The organism is Salinispirillum sp. LH 10-3-1, from assembly GCF_030643825.1.
Lineage (GTDB): Bacteria > Pseudomonadota > Gammaproteobacteria > Pseudomonadales > Natronospirillaceae > Salinispirillum.
In genome coordinates, this window is the sequence record NZ_CP101717.1 from 402,664 (window position 1) to 421,821 (window position 19,158).

The window sequence follows — 19,158 nt, forward strand, 5'->3', positions numbered from 1 at the left end:
ATGGGAGCGGTGGTCATTTCTTTACAGTTAACGGCCTGCAGCGGCCCTTTCTCAGCGTTAGACCCCGCTGGACCTGCGGCGCGTGACGTGGCGGGTCTGTGGTGGGCGATGTTCGGGTTTTCGACGTTGGTGTTGATCGCGGTGACGGCGCTATGGATCTATGCCATACGTCGCCCTGCCTCGCATGCGGATGAGCAGTCAGCAAGGGCATTGCAGAACCGCTGGATCATTTGGGGTGGGCTTGCCTTGCCGCTAGGGAGCATTGCCTTGCTGCTGGCGTTTGGCATTCCCATCGGTCACCGTATGCTGCCCTTACCCTCGGCAGACGGCGACGTATTACAGATAGAAGTGACCGGCCATCAATGGCGCTGGGAAGTGCACTACCCGGAACAGGACATTGACCTAGCCAACGAAGTGCACATTCCGGTCAATACGCCGGTTGATGTCGTGTTGCGCAGTAACGACGTGATTCATTCGTTTTGGGTGCCGCGCCTCGGCGGCAAGATGGACATGATTCCCGGGCGTACTAATGTGCTGCGTTTGCAGGCTGATGAACCCGGTGAGTATCGGGGCAGTTGTGCCGAGTTTTGTGGCGTGGGTCACGCGCACATGCAATTCACGGTGACCGCACATACCGAAGAAGACTTCGCTCGTTGGCAGCAACAAGCTCAGGAGAGCGCAGAATGACGGGCACGGTAGAGACGTCTAAATTTGTTCGAGAACTGAACCGGGTATGGGCGAATTTGCCGGGCTGGGGCAGCTTGTCGGCGGTCAATCACAGTACCATTGGCCTGCGCTTTATGGTCACGGGGATGGTGTTCTTTCTGATCGGCGGCATCCTGGCGATGCTGGTGCGCACTCAGTTGGCGTTGCCGGAGCAAGACCTGATCAGTGCCGAACTGTACAACCAAGCCTTCACCATGCACGGCACGGTGATGATGTTTCTATTTGCCATTCCGGTGTTGGAAGGCTTGGCGATTTATCTGATTCCGAAGATGATCGGCGCGCGTGATCTGGTGTTCCCGCGCATCAGTGCGTTGGGTTATTACTGCTATTTGTTCGGCGGCATCATCATACTGTCCAGCCTGTTTCTCGGCATTGCACCGGACTCGGGTTGGTTCATGTACACACCACTGAGCAGCAGTGTGTTTTCGCCTGGGCCGGGCTCTGATTTCTGGTTGCTCGGCATCACCTTTGTCGAAATCTCCGCTATGGCGGCGGGCATTGAACTCACCGTGTCCATTTTGCGCACCCGCGCACCTGGCATGACATTGAGCCGGATGCCGATCTTCTGTTGGTACATTTTGGCCATGGCACTGATGATCGTGTTCGGCTTTCCGCCGTTGATTCTTGCCAGCATTCTGTTGGAACTCGAACGCGCGGCTGGTATGCCGTTCTTCGATGTCGCTGCCGGTGGCGACCCGCTGCTGTGGCAGCACCTGTTCTGGCTGTTCGGACACCCGGAGGTCTACATCATCTTCCTGCCTGCGGCGGGTATCGTATCGACGCTGATTCCGGTGTTCTCCGGGCGTCCGCTGGTGGGTTATCGCTGGATCGTACTGTCGATCATTCTTACTGGCTTCATCAGTTTCGGGCTCTGGGTGCACCACATGTTTACCGTGGGCATTCCGCAGTTGGCGCAGGCGTTTTTCTCGGTCGCCAGTATGATGGTGGCAGTGCCTACGGCGATTCAGGTGTTCGCGTGGCTGGCGACTTTGTGGATGGGCAAGGTGGTGTTCCGCTTGCCAATGCTGTGGATCATGGGCTTTTTGGTCATCTTCGTGTGCGGTGGTTTGACTGGCGTGATGTTGGCGTTGGTGCCGTTCAATTGGCAGGTACACGATACGCACTTCGTCGTCGCGCACATGCATTATGTGCTGGTCGGTGGCATGTTCTTCCCGTTGATGGCGGGGCTGTATTATTGGCTACCGCTGGTCTCCGGGCGTATGCTGTCGGAACGCATGGGGCGGTGGGGTTTCTGGCTGACCTTCATCGGGTTTAATACCACCTTCCTGCTGATGCACCTGACCGGTCTGCTCGGCATGCCGCGCCGGGTCTATACCTATGAAGCGGGCTTGGGCTGGGACTGGCTGAATCTGCTGTCATCCATTGGCGGGTTCATTATGGCGGCCGGTGTGGCCATGGTGCTGCTGGATCTACTGCTGCACTACCGTTTTGGGCGTAAGGCAACCAGTAATCCTTGGCAGGCGGATACACTGGAATGGGCGCTGGATAAACCACCTGCGCCGTACAATTTCGTGTCTTTACCACGCATCCAGTCTCGCAGTCCGCTGTGGGACGATCCGGAACTGGGTGAGCGCTTGCAAGCCGGTGAGGGCAGCTTAGTCAGTATCGAGCACGGCCGCCGCGAGACCTGGGGCACCGATGCCGTGACCGGTGAACCCAGCGAAATCTGCCATTTGCCGACCAACTCTTGGTGGCCGTTAATGGCTGCGGGAGCCTTGGCACTGGTGTGTGTCAGTCTTCTCATGCGCTGGTATCCGGTGGCGATTCTGGGCGCTGTATTGGCCGCGTTGCCGCTGTTTCGCTGGAGCTGGGAAAACGGTGGGCACCCGAGTGCCGCGCCGCTGACCCCGAACGACGTCGAAGACGAGCTGCCGCTGGAATCGAGAACACTAGACGGACCGGGACGCTGGGGCATGATCATCACCTTACTGGCCGACGGCGCGCTGTATCTGTCGCTGCTGTTCGGTTGGTTTTACCTGTGGACGGCCGCACCGCAATGGTCGGCACCGGATGACGGGCCATTAAGCATTTGGGGCCTGGTACTCAGCGGTGCTTTGCTGACGCTGGCCAGCCTGCGCTTTCGGCAGCAGGCACGTCGACTGGCACGAGGCGACGAGATTGGCGTGCAGTCGGGGCTTTGGCAAGCCACTGCACTGGGCGCTTTACATGTGCTCTCGTTGATCGCTGTGCTCTGGGTGGCACCTTTGGCCATTACGGACAACGCTTACGATGCGGTGCTCTTTTTCATGTTGCTGTTTCTGCTGTTTCACAGCGCTCTGGCGGTCATTATTACGGCCTTGCAGGCGTGGCGCATAAAGCTTGGTTATGTGAGTGCTCGCTTGCCGTATGAACCACAAGTGGTATGGCCGTTCTGGTTATACACCACCGGTATCTTCTGGGTAAGCGTGGCGCTGTTTGTGTTTCTGCCTATGGCGTGGGGCGCCTCGACATGAAACAGTTCCTTATGAAACAGACCTTTATGAAGCTGTCGACCGGCCACCCGGCGCAACTGGTGATCGGGCTGACGGTCTGGTGTGTATGGTTTGTTGCGGTCTATGGTGGGCTATCCGTGGCTTGCGAGCTGGCGGCGCCTGAGCCGAACCGGGGCGCGTTCAATACCATCAGTTTGACGCTGATCGTGCTCACTGTGCTTACCGTCCTATGGCTGGCGTGGGGCGCCTGGACGTGCTGGCAAAGCACCACGGACGAGGTCGACTCTACCGAACGACAAACCCCATTCATTGCCCGTGTTTCGGCAGGTTTATACGCCGTTGCTGCCCTCGCTGCGCTCATCGTTGTTTGGCCATTGCTCATGCTGCCGCCATGCCTTTAGGGTCGCCGTCCGGTCAGTCTATGGTTGGCATAGTGGCCTTGATGGCTGTCCTCTGGTGCTTGCCCGTTACGGCGTGGGCGCATGACCCCATTACCAGCGAGGGCGCGGCACGCTGGGTCGGCGTTGTGAATGTGCTGTGGCTGGGTGCCTTGTGGGTGTTTTATATCGTCGGGCAGCGTCGTCATGCACCGCCAGTGTGGCGCGCCGTGTTGTTTCACTTCACGTGCGCGCTCGCGCTGATCACGCTCATGGGGCCATTGGATGGCTGGGCGGAAACCAGCACCGCGGCTCACATGGTGCAACACATGTTGGTCATGGTGGTGATCGGGCCGTTATGGGTGCTGTCTCGACCCTTTCCACAATGGTTCCATGCGGGCTTGAAGAATAAAGCCGGTTGGCACCGCGTGACCCGAATCAGCCAGTACCCAATGACCATGGCGTATTTGCACGCCGCCGCTATTTGGTTTTGGCACTTACCCAAACCCTACATGCTGGCGGTCGAGCAGCCGTGGTGGCACTGGGTAGAGCATCTGTGTTTTTTACTGACGGCGGTGGGGTTTTGGTGGGCCGTGCTGCTCGGCGGGCGGCGCAACCGACCTTTGGCGTTGCTCGCGGTGCTGTTTACCCTGATGCACACCGGCTTTCTCGGTGCCGTGCTCACCTTCGCCAATGACGTGCTCTATGGTGAGGCGCGCAGCATTCAAGACCAGCAGTTAGCAGGCCTGATCATGTGGGTTGGCGGTGGCATTCCCTATTTGATCGCCGCAGGCTGGATAGGCCACCAGTGGTTGCGCGACCTTGAACGCCGGATGCAGCGAATCAAGGTCGCGAACGGGCCACTAAGAACTCGCTAGAGGCTGCTGCTGGGTGATGCAGTGAATGTTGCCGCCGCCCAGCAGGATCTCCCGACCTGGCACTTGCACGATTTCATGGTCTGGTAGCAGCTCACGCAACAACTGCGCGGCCACTTCGTCCATGGGGTCGTCGAACTTAGGCATGATGACGCCGCCGTTCACAAACAAGAAATTGATGTAGCTGCCAGCCAGTCGCTGCCCGGCGCTGCGCGCCATGCCGTCGGCGACCGGATCAACACCTAAGGCTTCTTCTGCGGTAATGAACAGCGGACCGGGTACGGGGATTTTGTGTACTTTCAGAGCGCGGCCTTGGGCGTCGGTCTGGTTGATCAGGTGGTCGTAAGCCGCTTTGGAGCGCGCGTATTGTGGGTCTTGCTCGTCGTCCGTCCACGCTAAGGCGATCTCACCGGGGCGAATAAAGCAGGCCACGTTGTCGATGTGGTCGTTGGTCTCGTCTTCGTAGATGCCTTCGGCAATCCACAGGACTTTTTCCACGTTTAGATAGTCGCACAGGCGTTGTTCGATATCCGTGCGTGACAAATCCGGGTTGCGGTTGGGGTGTAACAAACAGGCTTCGGTGACCAGTACCGTGCCTTCGCCATCCACATGAATGGAACCGCCTTCTAGGATGAAATCGGTGCGGTAACGGTCTTTGCCTTCCATTTGCAGCACTTTGCGCGCCACTTGGTCGTCGCGGTCCCACGGAAAATAGAGCCCGCTGTGCAAACCACCCCACGCATTGAACACCCAGTCTACACCGCGCAACTCACCAGCTGCGTTGCGTACAAAGGTCGGCCCAACGTCACGCATCCACGCGTCGTTGCTGCTGATTTCAAGTACGCGAATGCCTTCATCGGCGGCGAATTGCAAACAAGCGTTCTCATATTGCGCCGCCGATACCCCAATCGAAACGGGCTGAAAACGGGCAATGGCACGTGCTACATCTACAAAGGTCTGCTGCGCGGGCTTGGCACCCAACCGCCAGTTGTCAGGGCGCTCCGGCCACAACATCCAAGTTTGCTGTTGCGGCGCCCACTCGGCTGGCATCGTAAAACCGTCAGCACGCGGTGTAGTAGTTAGGGTCCGGCTGGTCATCGAAGACTCCGCTTAAAAGGTTTTACCGTCTTTGGTGAGTATTGCGTCATAGAGATCCGGACGGCGGTCACGGAAGACACCCCAGCTGTGGCGTTTAGTTGCCAGTGCTTCGAGATCAAAAGTATGCACCAACACGCCTTCTTCAGTGCGGTTCAGTTCTTTCACTTTAGTGCCCGACTCATCAGCGATGAAAGACGAGCCGTAGAAGGTTTGTGATTGCTCACCTTCGTATTCGGTGCCAATGCGGTTACTGACGATCACCGGCATCAAGTTGGCCGCCGCGTGGCCACACTGGGTGTTTTGCCAATGCGCAGCGGAATCCAATGAGCTGTCGTGCGGTTCGCTGCCAATGGCGGTTGGGTAGAACAGCAGTTCAGCGCCCATGAGTGCCATGCAACGTGCGGTTTCAGGGAACCACTGATCCCAGCAAATGCCAACGCCGATTTTGGCGTACGCGGTATCCCATACTTGGAAACCAGTGTCGCCAGGAGTGAAATAGAATTTTTCGGAATAGCCGGGGCCATCTGGAATGTGCGTCTTCCGGTAAATACCCATGACGGAGCCATCGGCGTCGATCATAACAACGGTGTTGTAATAGGCGTTATTGGCGCGCTCGTAAATGCTGATGGGCAACACGACCTTCAGTTCAGCCGCGACTTTGGCAAAATGCAGTACGGCGGGGTTTTCTTCCACGGGTGTGGCGAATGCGAGGTACTCGTATTTCTGCTTTTGGCAGAAATAGCAGCGTTCAAACAGCTCTTGCAGCAAAATGATTTGCGCCCCTTGGGCGTGTGCTTCGCGGACTTTCACTTCAGCGTTACGGATGTTTTCGTCGACATCCCAGCCGCAAGCCATTTGGGTGGCGGCTACGGTTACGTTTCTCATAATAACCTCTTTAATTGTTGGCGCGCATGATGCCAGAAGCGTGCGCCATTGCTAGCTAAATTCGGCCCTAGTTGGTGGAGGGTGTTTGTCGGGGACGCCGTGAAAGCGTCCCTGCTGGCTCATTGCCGCCATCCATGGCGGCAAATGCCCCGCCAAACACCCTCCACCGCCAAGGGCGATAATTCATCATCACGTCTATCTGGGGCGCTTCGCGCCCTGCTACCTATATCATTATCGTTGAGCTGTCGGCGGGCTGTGCGGGGTAGTAGGTGCCTGTTTAGGGGCGTCTGCCGCCAAGGAAGGCGGCAGCGAGCCCCCATGGATGGGTTCACGGCGTCCCCAAAACAGGCACCTACTACCTCGTGCGGTACGCCCGCAACACAATCAAAGATAGGGTAGCAGTAATTCCAATTCCATGGGGGTAATTTGCCGCTCAAAGAGCCGCACTTCGGACCATTTGCAGATGCTATACATCTCAATGAAATCCTTACCAAACCAATGCAGCACCCGCTGATCGTTCTTCATCGCGCGCAACGCATCGCGTGCATTGTCAGCGAGTTCTGGGTGGTTCTGATCGTATGCGTTGCCTTCTGTCGGAGGTGGCGGATCGATCTTGTGCATTAAACCTTCTGCCGCACCAGCCAATACCACGGCTACCGCAAGATACGGGTTTGCATCAGCACCACTCATGCGGTGCTCAATACGGTGCGCCTCCGTGTTGCCCGACGGAATACGCAACGCCAAAGTACGGTTGTCGTAGCCCCACGTCTTACTCGTTGGCGCTAGGAAATCAGGGCTCAAACGGCGGTAGCTGTTGATGCTTGGGCACAACAAGGCTTGCGTCGCGTCGGCCATAGAAATAATACCGCCCATTGCCCAACGCATGTATTTGTTGTTCAACACATCTTCCGTACCGAAAATGTTGTTGCCGTCTTTATCCATCAGGCTCAAATGGATGTGCATCCCGCTGCCCGCGTGCTCGATGTAAGGCTTGGCCATAAAGGTCGCCTCCATCTCCCACTTCTTCGCCACCTGTGTGATCACTCGCTTCAAGAGTACTGCGTGATCAGCGGCTTCCAACGGGTCGTTGCAGTAGTTGAGGTTAACTTCAAACTGGCCCGGCGCGTATTCGGTGATGACCGTATCAGCGGGAATGTTCTGCGCGTGGGCAGTGTCGATGACATCACGAATGAAGAAATCGTAGTCGTCCAGATCATCCATTGAATAGACCTGCTTGGAGCTCATGCGACGACCGCTGGTGGGTGACACAGGTGGCTGCAAATGGCCGTCTGCATCACGCTCTTTGTCCATTAGGTAGAATTCCATTTCTACTGCAATGCCGGGGGTATAACCCAGCTTATTGAAGGTTTCCATTACCCGACGCAGTACCTGGCGCGGGTCGATCTTGAACGGCGTCTCGCCATCGGTTTCGTACATGCTGAACAGCGCTTGAGCGCGATCTGGGCCAATCCAAGGAACGGGCGCCAGTGTGCCGGGCACGGGAAGGCACAGGTAGTCTGGGTCGCCTGCGTCGGCGCCTAGGCCGGTTTCTTCTACCGTGGTGCCGGTGGCGTCGAGTGCCATAACGGAACCGGGCAGGTTAAACCCTTCTTCGAACACCTTTTCCAAGAGATCGATTTCAATGCGCTTGCCTCGAATCACTCCGTTCAAGTCCCCGATCAACAACTCGATGGTTTGCACATCCGGGTTTTGCTCTAAAAATGCTGCTACTTCTGCGTTTGCCATGATCTTATCTTCCAATTCTAAGAGCGGCCTCTAAAGACCACCCATACACATATATTTGATGTCGAGGTATTCGTCGATGCCGTAGTGTGAGCCTTCACGCCCCAATCCAGACTCTTTCATACCACCAAAGGGTGCTACTTCTGTGGAAATAATGCCTTCGTTGATGCCGACCATCCCGTATTCCAGTGCCTCGGCAACGCGCCATACGCGGCCGATGTCACGGCTGTAAAAATACGCCGCCAGACCAAAGGGCGTGTCGTTCGCCATCTGAATCGCTTCTTCTTCTGTCTCAAAGCGGAAGAGCGGGGATACCGGACCAAAAATCTCTTCTTGAGCGACCGCCATGTCGGGTGTGACGTTGGTCAATACCGTAGGCTGATAGAAATTGCCGCCTAATTCGTGGCGCGCACCACCCATGACCACGGTTGCACCCTTGCTGCGTGCGTCTTCTACGAGGCGCTCAACTTTCTGCACACCGGCTTCGTTGATCAGCGGACCTTGGGTAGTGCCTTCATCGGCACCGTTACCGACTTTTAAGCCAGCGACGGCTTTCGCCAATGCGTCGGCAAAGCGGTCATAAACGCCAGACTGCACCAAAAAGCGGTTAGTGCAAACGCAGGTTTGACCGGTATTGCGGTATTTAGATGCCAAGGCTCCAGCCACTGCAGCGTCAATGTCGGCGTCATCAAAAACGATAAAGGGAGCGTTGCCACCCAGCTCCATGGAAACACGTTTCACCGTGCCAGCGGCTTGCTTCATCAGCAGTTTTCCGACAGGCGTGGAGCCGGTGAAGGATACTTTGCGCACCCGTGGGTGTTCGCTCAATACAGTACCGACGTCTTTGCCGTTGGCGGCGGTTACGACATTGAACACGCCGGCAGGAATGCCTGCCTGACGCGCCAGTTCGGCCAAAGCCAACGCGGTTAATGGGGTGGCTTCCGCTGGTTTGACGACCACGGTGCACCCAGCCGCGAGTGCAGGGGCGCATTTACGAGTAATCATGGCCAATGGGAAGTTCCATGGCGTGATTGCGGAGCACACGCCGACCGGTTGGCGAGATACCAGCAACCGACGTCCGTTGGCGTTGGTCGGAATGACATCGCCGTAAACACGGCGCGCTTCTTCGGCAAACCATTCAATAAAGGAACCACCGTAGGCCACCTCACCTTTGGACTCGGCCAGAGGTTTGCCGCATTCCTGCGTCATTAACAGGGCCAGGGCGTCTTGATGGCTGTTGATCAGGTCAAACCAGCGCTTCAACAAAGTTGCACGCTCCTTGGCGGTGGTCTGACGCCAAGTGAGAAAGGCGGTGTGTGCTGCTTCTACTGCACGTTCGGCGTCGCCAGCGCTGCAGTCAGCGACCTGCGCGATGGTTTCTCCGGTCGCTGGGTTACGGACTGCAAAGGTTTTTCCTGTATCGGCTTGCTGCCATTCACCGTTGATAAAGGCGTGGTCAAAAAGAAGCGTTGCAGTTGTCACGTTGAACCCCCGAGGTGAAAAGACGTGCTGTGTGGGCAGTAGGCTTTGCAGCCATACGGTGATCACAGAGCAGCTCGATACACCTTGTCAGTATGTTTATTGTTGGTTTCACTCTTTAAGCGTGCTGCCAAATGAACAGAATAATGGACAGCACAGCACACAAAAGCGGCATTTCAGGCCGTCAGGTGTTTAATATAATTAACATTAAGCCGATTTTGAACACTTTTGTTAAAAATATTTTATACCCGCGGCATTTGTCGGTGCTATTTAAGGTGGCGCGAAATTGCCTCGCAATTGTTGTGCCTTTGCTTAGAATTGGTGCCTTAATCCCAACGCAGGTACCCAGCATGACTTTGCAGCAAACTCTGGGCAGTCGGTGGCCGTTGATTCAGGCACCGATGGCTGGCGTGCAGGGGAGTGCGCTCGCCATTGCAGTGTCTAACGCAGGCGGGTTGGGGTCGCTTCCTTGCGCCATGCTCAGTGCGGATGCTTTGCGTGCTGAGTTGCAGCGCATTCAGGCGGAGACGCCAGAACCCTATAATGTGAACTTCTTTTGCCATCGCCAACCCAAAGCCGATGACGCAGCGGAGCAGCGTTGGCGGTTGGCATTGGCGCCTTACTATAAAGAGTATGGTATTGACCCGGATAGCATAGAGGCGGGTGCTGGGCGGCAGTCTTTCGATGAAGCCATGGCCGATGTGCTCAGTGAATTCGAACCGCCCGTAGTGAGTTTTCATTTTGGCCTGCCGGAAGAGCCATTGTTGCGCCGCGTTAAAGCCTGGGGAGCGACCGTTCTGTCATCAGCAACCACCGTCGACGAGGCGCGTTGGCTGGAGGCCCATGGGGTGGATGTCATCATTGCGCAAGGCGTGGAGGCTGGCGGGCATCGCGGTATGTTTCTCAACGATGACCTTACGCAGCAAATGGGTACCTTTGCCTTGCTGCCGCAAGTTGTCGCTAGCGTGCAGGTGCCCGTTATTGCGGCAGGAGGTATCGCTGATGTTAGCGGCATAAAAGCGGCCTTGGCGTTAGGTGCGCAAGGTGTGCAAGTGGGCACTGCGTACATGCTGTGCCCGGAAGCCACGACCAGTGCTGTGCATCGTTCGGCCTTGGTCGGTCCGTCGGCTGGTCATACGGCATTAACGAACATCTTCTCTGGTCGTCCAGCGCGTGGCATTGTGAATCGCTTGATGCAAGAGATGGGCTGTATCAGTGCTGTCCCGCCAGACTTTCCGCTCGCTGCTTCAGCGTTAGCGCCTCTGCGGGCGGCGTGCGAGCGTCGCGGCAAAGGCGATTTCTCGCCGTTATGGGCCGGACAAAATGCCAGTGGCTGCAGGGCATTGCCAGCTGCCGAGTTGACCCGAGAGTTAGTTGCTGCCTTTTCGTAAGTCATTGGCTGGAAGTCCATAAATGTCGGTGCTGCTGCGTGACCTTTCGACGTTTGCCTTCTATGCTAATCAGCAGAGCTTTTTTTTGGTGCAGCCTTTGCAGGACTAGAGTGCAATTGTGTCGCAGTGGTGGTTTTGCAGTCCGCATGCCCGCTGCACAGTCGGAAAGATGTGTGTGAAGGTTCACTTTGGTGCGGAAGGGCACGGAATCGGGGCGCATTATGGCCGTTCGATATACTTTACAAAATCGACCTTTCAGCCTCTTGTGTTAATTATATTTTATGTTAATGTTGTAAAAAACAAACACTCAGCGTGCTGTTAAGCAGCAAAATAAGTGCTGAAAAATGTAGGTGCATGATGCAGGAAAAAGCTCAAAAACCTTTGGTAGGTGTAGTTGCTGATGTGAAATTCATCGCCCCGCATCCGTTTCATACGGTCGGTGACAAATACCTTCGCGCGTTGGTTCAGGCAGCCGATGTGGTCCCTGTTCTGATTCCTGCGCTGACCGATATTGTTGCCGTGAAAAGCTGGCTTAGCCGCCTCGATGGTGTGTTTTTGCCCGGTGGCTACTCTATGGTTCACCCTGGTCACTACGAAGGTGAGTTGATCGATGGCACGCTGTACGACGAAGCGCGTGATGAATTGTCGTTGACCATAATCCGAGCGGCGCTGGATTTGGGTAAGCCCTTGTTTGGGGTGTGCCGTGGCCTACAAGAAATGAACGTCGCCTTGGGCGGTTCATTGCATCAAAATTTGCATCTCACCGGTCAATATATTGAACATCGCGAAGATAAGTCGCTGACCGTTGAAGAGCAGTATGCCGATGCGCACGTGGTGCGCTGTCACGCCGATGGTCAGTTGGCGCGCATTACCGGTTTGGAAGAATATCGGGTCAACTCCCTGCACACGCAAGGGATTGATCGTCTAGCACCTGGGGTAACCGCGGAAGCCGTCGCCGAAGACGGACTGGTGGAAGCCTTCAGTGTTGACGGTGCCACCGCATTTGCTATGGCAGTGCAGTGGCACCCGGAATGGCGTGTAATGGATAATCAACCTAACAAAAAACTGTTTGAGGCATTCGGGGCCGCCTGTCGTCGTGCTATGAAATAACGACGGCGCCACCCCATTGAAACACTATGGAAAAGCTCACTAAGTGGCTGAAAGAACACAACATCACTGAAATCGAGTGCATTACTCCGGATCAAACCGGTATCGCGCGCGGTAAGATCATGCCAACCGATAAGTTCATCGCAGAAAAGGGCATTCGCCTGCCTGAGTCTGTGTTGCTACAAACGGCAACGGGTGACTACCCTGACGACGACATTTACTACAGTCTGTTAGATCCCGCCGACATTGATATGCATTTGCGGCCCGATGACGGCGCATTATTTCTTGTGCCCTGGGCCCTGGAGCCTACAGCTCAGGTGATTCACGATTGCTACGACAATATGGGCAACGCCATTAATTTGTCGCCGCGTAATCTGTTGAAGCGCGTGCTGGAACTGTACGCCGACAAAGGCTGGAAGCCCATCGTAGCGCCAGAGATGGAGTTCTATCTGACCGCGCGTTGTACTGACCCCGATTTACCGTTGTCGCCCCCGATCGGTCGTTCCGGACGCACCGAGAGTGGTCGTCAATCATTCAGTATTGATGCTGCGAACGAATACGATCCGATCATTGAAGACATCTATGACTGGTGCGAAGCGCAGAAACTGGACATCGATACGCTGATCCATGAAGAAGGTACCGCGCAGTTGGAATTCAATTTCCGTCATGGTGATGCCTTGAAGTTGGCTGACCAGGTGTTTGTCTTCAAGCGCACCGTGCGTGAGGCCGCGCTAAAGCACAATATCAGCGCGACCTTTATGGCGAAGCCCATCACCAACGAGCCAGGCAGTGCGATGCACATTCATCAGTCTATTGTGGATGCGAAGACGGGTAAAAACCTGTTCTCCAACCCCGATGGTACAGCATCGAAACTGTTCTATAACTTCATCGCGGGCTTGCAGACCTATATCCCGCAAGCCATGCCGATGTTTGCACCGAACGTTAACAGCTACCGTCGTTATCTGCCGGGTGCTGCGGGTAACAGCCCGGTGAACATTGAGTGGGGCGAAGAGAATCGTACCGTCGGCCTGCGCGTACCTGCGTCGAGCCCAGAAGGTCGCCGGGTAGAAAACCGTCTGCCAGGCTCGGACACCAATCCGTACATCGCCTTAGCCGGTAACCTCGTATGCGGTTACCTAGGTATGATCGAAGATCTGAAGCCGCGTAAACCGGTATCTGGTCGCTTGGGTGACCAAGCTGATGACCATGTGCCGTTCAATCTTGAGGTCGCTTTGGACATGATGTCGGAGTGTACTGAACTGCGCGAAATATTGGGCAGCGACTTCGTCGATGGTTTCGTGGCAACTCGTTGGGCGGAATATGAAGGCTTTAAGAAAGTCATCAGTTCGTGGGAGCGTGAATACCTGCTGTCATCCGTTTAATCGAACGCACCTAAAATAAGAATAAGAGGTGAGGCCGTCACGGCCTCATCCGGAGGTAGTAATGGCTGCACTTCAACAAACACAAGCTTGGCAAGCCGCCAATGCTCAGCATCACTTTCATCCGTTCTCGGATAACGGTGCTATTCGAGCCGAGGGCGCACGGGTGATTACTCGTGCCGAAGGCTGTCACCTGTGGGACAGTAACGGTAAGCAATATCTGGATGCTTTCGCAGGTCTATGGTGTGTCAATTTGGGCTATGGTCGCCAAGAGTTGATTGATGCAGCAACCCGGCAGATGCAAGAGCTGCCGTACTACAACCTGTTCTTTAAAACGACAACAACGCCGGTTATTGAACTGGCCCGTGAAATCGCTGAAATCGCCCCCGCACACATGAATCAGGTATTTTTTACCGGTTCCGGCAGCGAAGCCAACGATACCGTATTCCGTATGGTAAGACGGTATTGGGATGTGAAAGGCGAGCCCGAGCGCAAAGTCATTATTGGCCGGCGCAATGGCTATCATGGTTCTACCGTGGCTGGGGCCAGCTTGGGTGGTATGTCTGGCATGCATAAACAAGGCGACTTGCCGATCCCCGGTGTCGAGCATGTCGATCAGCCTTATTGGTTTGGTGAGGGCGGTGATCAATCGCCTGAAGCCTTTGGTGTGCAAGCGGCGCGTAGCCTCGAAACCAAGATTAAAGAACTCGGCGCGCATCGCGTAGCGGCTTTTATTGCCGAGCCGATTCAAGGCGCTGGCGGCATTATAATTCCGCCGGCGTCGTATTGGCCGGAAATTAAACGCATTGTGAAACAATACGGCATTTTGCTGGTGGTCGACGAAGTCATCTGTGGCTTTGGGCGCACTGGCGAATGGTTTGGCTCCGATTACTATGATTTGCAGCCGGATCTGATGCCCATTGCCAAAGGCCTATCGAGTGGCTACCTGCCCATCGGTGGGGTGGTGATGGCGGATCATTTTGCCAATACCCTTGCCTCTGAAGGAGGCGATTTCAACCATGGCTTTACCTATTCCGGCCACCCGGTGTGTGCTGCCGTCGCGCTCGAGAATATCCGTATTCTGCGCCGCGAGGGTATCGTTACCCGCGTGAAGGAAGACATAGGGCCGAAATTCCAGCAGGCATTGCAGACCTTGGCGGACCATCCTTTGGTCGGTGAGGTGCGCGGCGTCGGGATGCTGGGTGCAATAGAGTTAGTAAGCAATAAGGACACGCGTGAGCGTTTTCCTGACGAAGGCAGTACGGGCACTCAGTGTCGCGATCTTGCGTTGCAAGAAGGCTTGGTACTGCGCGCCACCGGCGACACCATGTTGATGTCACCCCCGCTGATTCTTAGTGAACAGCATTTGGACGAATTAATTACAAAAACAATGAGTGCACTGGACAAAACCTTGCATACAATTAAGTAACCGCGTCACAAGGGAGCGCAACAGCGTCTTGAAACTCGGTGCTATGCAAGCGTGATAGAAAGTAAACAAAATGAACACTCACGACCTGTAGGGGAAGAGAAAAAATGAAACCTTCAATGAAGAAGACGCTGTTAGGCGTGACCATGGCGGCTGTGATCAGCAGCCCGGTCGTCGCCAATGAGGTTCGGATCTATAACTGGTCCGACTATATCGCGGAAGACACGATCGAGAAGTTTGAAGCGGCCACGGGCATTCGTGTTATTTATGACATGTTTGATTCGAACGAAGTATTGGAAGCCAAGGTGCTGGCCGGTAACAGTGGTTACGATGTGGTCGTGCCGACTGCCAACTACATGGCTCGCCAGATCGCCGCCGGTGCTTACCAAAAGCTCGACAAGTCGCTGATTCCAAACTACAGCAACCTCGACATGGGCCTGATGGACACTCTGCGTGCCTACGACCGTAACCTGGAATACGGTGTGCCTTGGCAGTGGGGTACCACTGGTCTTGGATACAACGTCGACAAGATTCAAGAAATTTTGGGTGACGACGCACCTTGGGAAAGCTGGGACCTGTTGTTCAACCCTGAGTACGCTTCTAAGCTGGCGCAGTGTGGCATAGCGGTATTGGATTCTTCCGGTGAAGTATTGCCGTTGGCTATGTTCTATCTGGGTCTGGACCCGAACAGCATCAATGCTGCGGATTACCAGAAAGCTGAAGAATTAATGTTGAGCATTCGCCCTTACATCACTTACTTCCACAGCTCACGCTACATCACTGACTTGGCGAACGGCGACATCTGCTTGGCCATGGGTTGGTCTGGTGACGTGTTCATCGCACAAGCCCGTGCTGAAGAAGCCGGCCGTGGCGTAGAGATCGCGTACGTGATTCCTGAAGAAGGTACGGCCATCTGGTCAGACATGATGGTTATCCCTGCCGATGCACGCAACGTAGCTAATGCGCATGCGTGGATCAACTTCGCACTGGATGCTCAGATCGGCGCCGACATCACCAACTACGTTTGGTACGGCAGCCCGAACCTGGCATCACGTGAGTTCATCGACCCTGACATCTTGGACGATCCCGGCATCTTCCCTGATGATGATGCTGAACTGTTCACGTTCGAAGTATTGCCACCGAGCGTAGATCGTATCCGTACTCGCTCATGGACACGTATTAAGTCCAGCCGGTAAACGCGACGTTTGACTCTGAGGGGGCCGCCTCCGGCCCCGATTCTCTCTATAAAATGGCAGGCCTGACCGTATCGCGGCGCAGGTCCTGCCACTGTGCTGAACACATTACAGTTGGATAAGGGGTTAGCCCGCATGACTAAATCTGCCGGTGCCATGAAAAAACAGAACGCCGCGACCCGCAGCACAGAGTCTTTGCTGCAGATTCAGGGTATCAGTAAATACTATGATGAGATGCTGGCCGTCGATGACGTCAGTGTTGATATCCGCAAAGGCGAAATCTTTGCTTTGCTGGGTGCCTCAGGCTCCGGTAAATCGACCTTATTACGAATGCTGGCCGGGTTTGAAATTCCCTCGGCGGGCAAGATTATATTGGACGGGCAGGACATCACCAACCTGCCACCGTATTTGCGTCCCATCAATATGATGTTCCAATCCTATGCCCTGTTCCCGCACATGACGGTTGAACAAAACCTGGCCTTTGGTTTGAAACAAGACCGTTTGCCGAAAGCGGAAATCACCGACCGCATCGCACGCATGTTGAAGTTGGTGCACATGGAAAAATACGCCAAGCGTAAGCCTCATCAACTCTCAGGTGGTCAGCGGCAGCGTGTGGCACTGGCACGCAGCTTGGCAAAACAGCCTAAGATGCTGCTGTTGGATGAGCCGATGGGCGCGTTGGATAAAAAGCTGCGCACGCAGATGCAACTGGAAGTGGTTGATATTTTGGAAAGTGTTGGTGTGACCTGCGTGATGGTCACACACGACCAAGAAGAAGCCATGACCATGGCTGATCGGATCGCCATTATGGACGAAGGCATGATTGCGCAAATCGGTAGCCCGGTCGATATCTACGAAAGTCCAAAGAATCGTATGGTGGCGGAATTTGTTGGCTCGGTGAACATTTTCGAAGGCCAGATTGAAGCGGATGAGCAGGATCATATGATTTTGCGTAGCCCGGACCTGACCGCACCGATTTTTATTGGTCACGGTGTCAGCTCGGGGGTTGATGAAAAAGAGATGCTGTTTGCTGTGCGTCCGGAGAAAACCTGGTTGAGTTTAGACAAGCCGGAAGGTGAGTTTAACTGGTCGGAAGGTACAGTTTACGACATCGCCTATCTCGGTGGGCACAGCCAGTACTACGTTGAATTGCCTTCAGGCAAGGTGGTGCAGTGTTTCTTGGCGAATACCGAACGGCGGACTGATCGCCCGACATGGGACGATAAAGTCTATGTCCATTGGCGCGACGACAGCGGGGTGGTGCTGAGATCATGAACATTAACCTGAAATCACGTTGGGATTTAGCCCGCGTGCCAGGGTCGCGTTGGGCTATTATTGGTGGCCCCTATCTCTGGCTGGGCGTGTTCTTTTTACTGCCTTTTATTATTGTCGCCAAGATATCGTTCGCGGAAGCGCAGATATCCATACCGCCGTATTCTGCTATGGTGGAATGGGTGGGCGATACGCTGACCATCAACCTCAGTCGGGGCAGCTACGTTTGGCTGTTCAGCGACACGCTATACATTAATGCCTATTGGAACAGCATCAAGGTGGCGTTCTTCAGTACGCTGTTCTGCCTGCTGATCGGCTATCCGATGGCCTACGCCATTGCGAAAGCGCCGTCGTACCAACAGCCTACCTTGTTGTTGCTGGTACTGTTGCCGAGTTGGACGTCGTTCCTGATTCGCGTTTACGCGTGGATGGGCTTGTTGAGTAACAATGGGTACATCAATCAGCTTTTGATGGGCCTGGGGCTCACCGACAGCTCGATCCAAATGATGAACACCAACTTCGCGGTCTACATCGGGGTGGTGTATTCGTACCTGCCCTTCATGGTGTTGCCGCTGTACGCCAACCTGTCTAAGCACGATGGCACGCTGTTGGAAGCGGCCAGTGACTTGGGGGCGCGGAAAATCGTCAGCTTTTTCCGCATCACCGTGCCGCTGTCAAAGAACGGCATCATTGCCGGTTCTATGTTGGTGTTTATCCCGGTGGTCGGTGAATACGTCATCCCCGAACTGTTGGGCGGTACGCAAACCACGATGATCGGTAAGGTATTGTGGCAAGAGTTCTTTGACAACCGCGACTGGCCAGTGGCGTCAGCCTTGGCGGCGATCATGATTATGATACTGATTATCCCGATCAGTATCTTCCAGCGGTACCAACAAAAAGAACTGGAGGCACGCTGATGAAGTCGTTCAATGTTTCTCGCTTCTTTTTCTGGTTTGGTATTCTGTTTCTGTATCTGCCGATGGCGATACTGGTGATCTACTCTTTCAACTCCAGCCGCTTGGTAACGGTATGGGCGGGCTGGTCGACCCAGTGGTATGGCGAACTGTTTCGCGACCGCCAATTGATGAACGCCGTGGGGCGCTCACTGCAGGTGGCGTTCTTTTCGGCCAGTGCCGCTACCGTGTTGGGTACGCTGGCCTCGATAGTGGTGGTGCGGGTACGGCGCTTCCGTGGGCGTGGTCTGTTTAACAGCATGATCACCGCACCCTTAGTCATGCCGGACGTTATCATTGGTTTGTCGTTGTTGCTGTTGTTCGTGTCGTTACAGCAATGGATCGGCTGGCCAGCCAATCGCGGGTTGACCACTATCTGGATAGCGCACACCACCTTCAGTATGGCCTACGCCACGGTGGTGATCTCCTCGCGCTTGCGCGAGATGGATACCAGTATTGAAGAGGCGGCGCAAGACCTCGGCGCAACACCATTGCGCAGCTTTATCTTTATTACGCTGCCGCTGATCGCCCCCGCCTTGATCTCTGCCTGGTTGCTGGCTTTTACCCTGTCGTTGGACGACGTGGTCATTGCCTCGTTCGTCACTGGTCCAGGTGCGACGACTTTGCCAATCGAGATACTGTCATCGGTTCGGCGTGGCGTTACACCGAAGATCAACGCGTTGGCTACGCTGATCATTCTTGCAGTATCTTTTGTCGCCTTTACCAGCTGGTATTTAACGCGGCGGTACGACATGAAACGTCGCGCCGAACAGCGCATGGCAATGGAAGGCTAGCAGGGCG

At 55.1% G+C, this 19,158-nt stretch carries 16 protein-coding genes; 12 read left to right on the plus strand and 4 right to left on the minus strand.

The window, feature by feature from the left end:
* The first annotated feature begins 9 nt into the window (after nt 1–9).
* From coxB to NFC81_RS01840, 4 genes are read left to right on the plus strand one after another with little or no spacing between them, the layout of a single operon-like run.
* Nucleotides 10–687 carry a cytochrome c oxidase subunit II gene (coxB, locus tag NFC81_RS01825; protein ID WP_304995832.1) on the plus strand — a complete coding sequence of 226 codons (678 nt, stop codon included), beginning with the start codon at nt 10–12 and terminating at the stop codon, nt 685–687.
* Complete coding sequence (ctaD, locus tag NFC81_RS01830) at nt 684–3,200, plus strand: cytochrome c oxidase subunit I (protein WP_304995833.1); 2,517 nt, start codon at nt 684–686, stop codon at nt 3,198–3,200. Before coxB ends, ctaD begins: the two co-directional genes overlap by 4 nt.
* Nucleotides 3,197–3,580, plus strand: coding sequence for a hypothetical protein (locus NFC81_RS01835; RefSeq protein WP_304995834.1), 384 nt, complete (start codon nt 3,197–3,199; stop codon nt 3,578–3,580). The genes ctaD and NFC81_RS01835 overlap by 4 nt, the downstream gene beginning before the upstream one ends.
* Nucleotides 3,571–4,434 carry a cytochrome c oxidase assembly protein gene (locus tag NFC81_RS01840; RefSeq protein WP_304995835.1) on the plus strand — a complete coding sequence of 288 codons (864 nt, stop codon included), beginning with the start codon at nt 3,571–3,573 and terminating at the stop codon, nt 4,432–4,434. The genes NFC81_RS01835 and NFC81_RS01840 overlap by 10 nt, the downstream gene beginning before the upstream one ends.
* On the opposite strand, the gene aguA is transcribed toward NFC81_RS01840, so the two are convergent.
* The 4 genes from aguA to NFC81_RS01860 all read right to left on the minus strand — a co-directional run bounded on the left by aguA (nt 4,420) and on the right by NFC81_RS01860 (nt 9,639).
* Nucleotides 4,420–5,529, minus strand: a complete 1,110-nt coding sequence (gene aguA, locus NFC81_RS01845) for an agmatine deiminase (protein ID WP_304995836.1) — start codon at nt 5,527–5,529, stop codon at nt 4,420–4,422. The two genes, NFC81_RS01840 and aguA, sit on opposite strands and share 15 nt — an antisense overlap.
* A gap of 12 nt (nt 5,530–5,541) precedes the next feature.
* The gene (gene aguB / locus NFC81_RS01850; protein WP_304997000.1) at nt 5,542–6,417 is read right to left on the minus strand and encodes an N-carbamoylputrescine amidase; all 876 of its coding nucleotides are present in this window, start codon (nt 6,415–6,417) and stop codon (nt 5,542–5,544) included.
* Between the two features lie 381 nt (nt 6,418–6,798).
* Nucleotides 6,799–8,160: a glutamine synthetase family protein gene (locus NFC81_RS01855; RefSeq protein ID WP_304995837.1), complete on the minus strand. Its 1,362-nt coding sequence runs from the start codon at nt 8,158–8,160 to the stop codon at nt 6,799–6,801.
* A gap of 30 nt (nt 8,161–8,190) precedes the next feature.
* Complete coding sequence (locus tag NFC81_RS01860) at nt 8,191–9,639, minus strand: NAD-dependent succinate-semialdehyde dehydrogenase (RefSeq protein WP_304995838.1); 1,449 nt, start codon at nt 9,637–9,639, stop codon at nt 8,191–8,193.
* Nucleotides 9,640–9,986: 347 nt separating this feature from the next.
* Here NFC81_RS01860 and NFC81_RS01865 point away from each other — a divergent pair, with 347 nt between their 5' ends.
* The 8 genes from NFC81_RS01865 to NFC81_RS01900 all read left to right on the plus strand — a co-directional run bounded on the left by NFC81_RS01865 (nt 9,987) and on the right by NFC81_RS01900 (nt 19,151).
* Entirely contained in the window at nt 9,987–11,027 is a 1,041-nt protein-coding gene (locus NFC81_RS01865; RefSeq protein WP_304995839.1) for a nitronate monooxygenase, read from the plus strand.
* Nucleotides 11,028–11,384: 357 nt separating this feature from the next.
* Nucleotides 11,385–12,137: a gamma-glutamyl-gamma-aminobutyrate hydrolase family protein gene (locus tag NFC81_RS01870; RefSeq protein ID WP_304997001.1), complete on the plus strand. Its 753-nt coding sequence runs from the start codon at nt 11,385–11,387 to the stop codon at nt 12,135–12,137.
* 26 nt (nt 12,138–12,163) lie between these two features.
* Complete coding sequence (locus NFC81_RS01875; RefSeq protein ID WP_304995840.1) at nt 12,164–13,516, plus strand: glutamine synthetase family protein; 1,353 nt, start codon at nt 12,164–12,166, stop codon at nt 13,514–13,516.
* Nucleotides 13,517–13,577: 61 nt separating this feature from the next.
* Nucleotides 13,578–14,942, plus strand: coding sequence for an aspartate aminotransferase family protein (locus NFC81_RS01880; protein WP_304995841.1), 1,365 nt, complete (start codon nt 13,578–13,580; stop codon nt 14,940–14,942).
* A gap of 116 nt (nt 14,943–15,058) precedes the next feature.
* Nucleotides 15,059–16,135: a polyamine ABC transporter substrate-binding protein gene (locus NFC81_RS01885; RefSeq protein WP_304995842.1), complete on the plus strand. Its 1,077-nt coding sequence runs from the start codon at nt 15,059–15,061 to the stop codon at nt 16,133–16,135.
* A gap of 132 nt (nt 16,136–16,267) precedes the next feature.
* Nucleotides 16,268–17,407 carry a polyamine ABC transporter ATP-binding protein gene (potA, locus tag NFC81_RS01890; protein ID WP_304995843.1) on the plus strand — a complete coding sequence of 380 codons (1,140 nt, stop codon included), beginning with the start codon at nt 16,268–16,270 and terminating at the stop codon, nt 17,405–17,407.
* Nucleotides 17,404–18,321, plus strand: coding sequence for an ABC transporter permease subunit (locus tag NFC81_RS01895; RefSeq protein WP_304995844.1), 918 nt, complete (start codon nt 17,404–17,406; stop codon nt 18,319–18,321). The genes potA and NFC81_RS01895 overlap by 4 nt, the downstream gene beginning before the upstream one ends.
* Nucleotides 18,321–19,151, plus strand: coding sequence for an ABC transporter permease subunit (locus NFC81_RS01900; RefSeq protein WP_304995845.1), 831 nt, complete (start codon nt 18,321–18,323; stop codon nt 19,149–19,151). Before NFC81_RS01895 ends, NFC81_RS01900 begins: the two co-directional genes overlap by 1 nt.
* Nucleotides 19,152–19,158 lie beyond the last annotated feature (7 nt).

Bases quoted from the DNA above. Each gene is read 5' to 3' on its own strand.
- potA (WP_304995843.1), top strand. From the start codon at position 16,268: ATGACTAAATCTGCCGGTGCCATGAAAAAACAGAACGCCGCGACCCGC.
- NFC81_RS01885 (WP_304995842.1), top strand. From the start codon at position 15,059: ATGAAGAAGACGCTGTTAGGCGTGACCATGGCGGCTGTGATCAGCAGC.
- NFC81_RS01900 (WP_304995845.1), top strand. From the start codon at position 18,321: ATGAAGTCGTTCAATGTTTCTCGCTTCTTTTTCTGGTTTGGTATTCTG.
- NFC81_RS01865 (WP_304995839.1), top strand. From the start codon at position 9,987: ATGACTTTGCAGCAAACTCTGGGCAGTCGGTGGCCGTTGATTCAGGCA.
- NFC81_RS01895 (WP_304995844.1), top strand. From the start codon at position 17,404: ATGAACATTAACCTGAAATCACGTTGGGATTTAGCCCGCGTGCCAGGG.
- NFC81_RS01875 (WP_304995840.1), top strand. From the start codon at position 12,164: ATGGAAAAGCTCACTAAGTGGCTGAAAGAACACAACATCACTGAAATC.
- NFC81_RS01855 (WP_304995837.1), bottom strand. From the start codon at position 8,160: ATGGCAAACGCAGAAGTAGCAGCATTTTTAGAGCAAAACCCGGATGTG.
- NFC81_RS01880 (WP_304995841.1), top strand. From the start codon at position 13,578: ATGGCTGCACTTCAACAAACACAAGCTTGGCAAGCCGCCAATGCTCAG.
- NFC81_RS01840 (WP_304995835.1), top strand. From the start codon at position 3,571: ATGCCTTTAGGGTCGCCGTCCGGTCAGTCTATGGTTGGCATAGTGGCC.
- NFC81_RS01835 (WP_304995834.1), top strand. From the start codon at position 3,197: ATGAAACAGTTCCTTATGAAACAGACCTTTATGAAGCTGTCGACCGGC.
- ctaD (WP_304995833.1), top strand. From the start codon at position 684: ATGACGGGCACGGTAGAGACGTCTAAATTTGTTCGAGAACTGAACCGG.
- aguA (WP_304995836.1), bottom strand. From the start codon at position 5,529: ATGACCAGCCGGACCCTAACTACTACACCGCGTGCTGACGGTTTTACG.
- NFC81_RS01870 (WP_304997001.1), top strand. From the start codon at position 11,385: ATGCAGGAAAAAGCTCAAAAACCTTTGGTAGGTGTAGTTGCTGATGTG.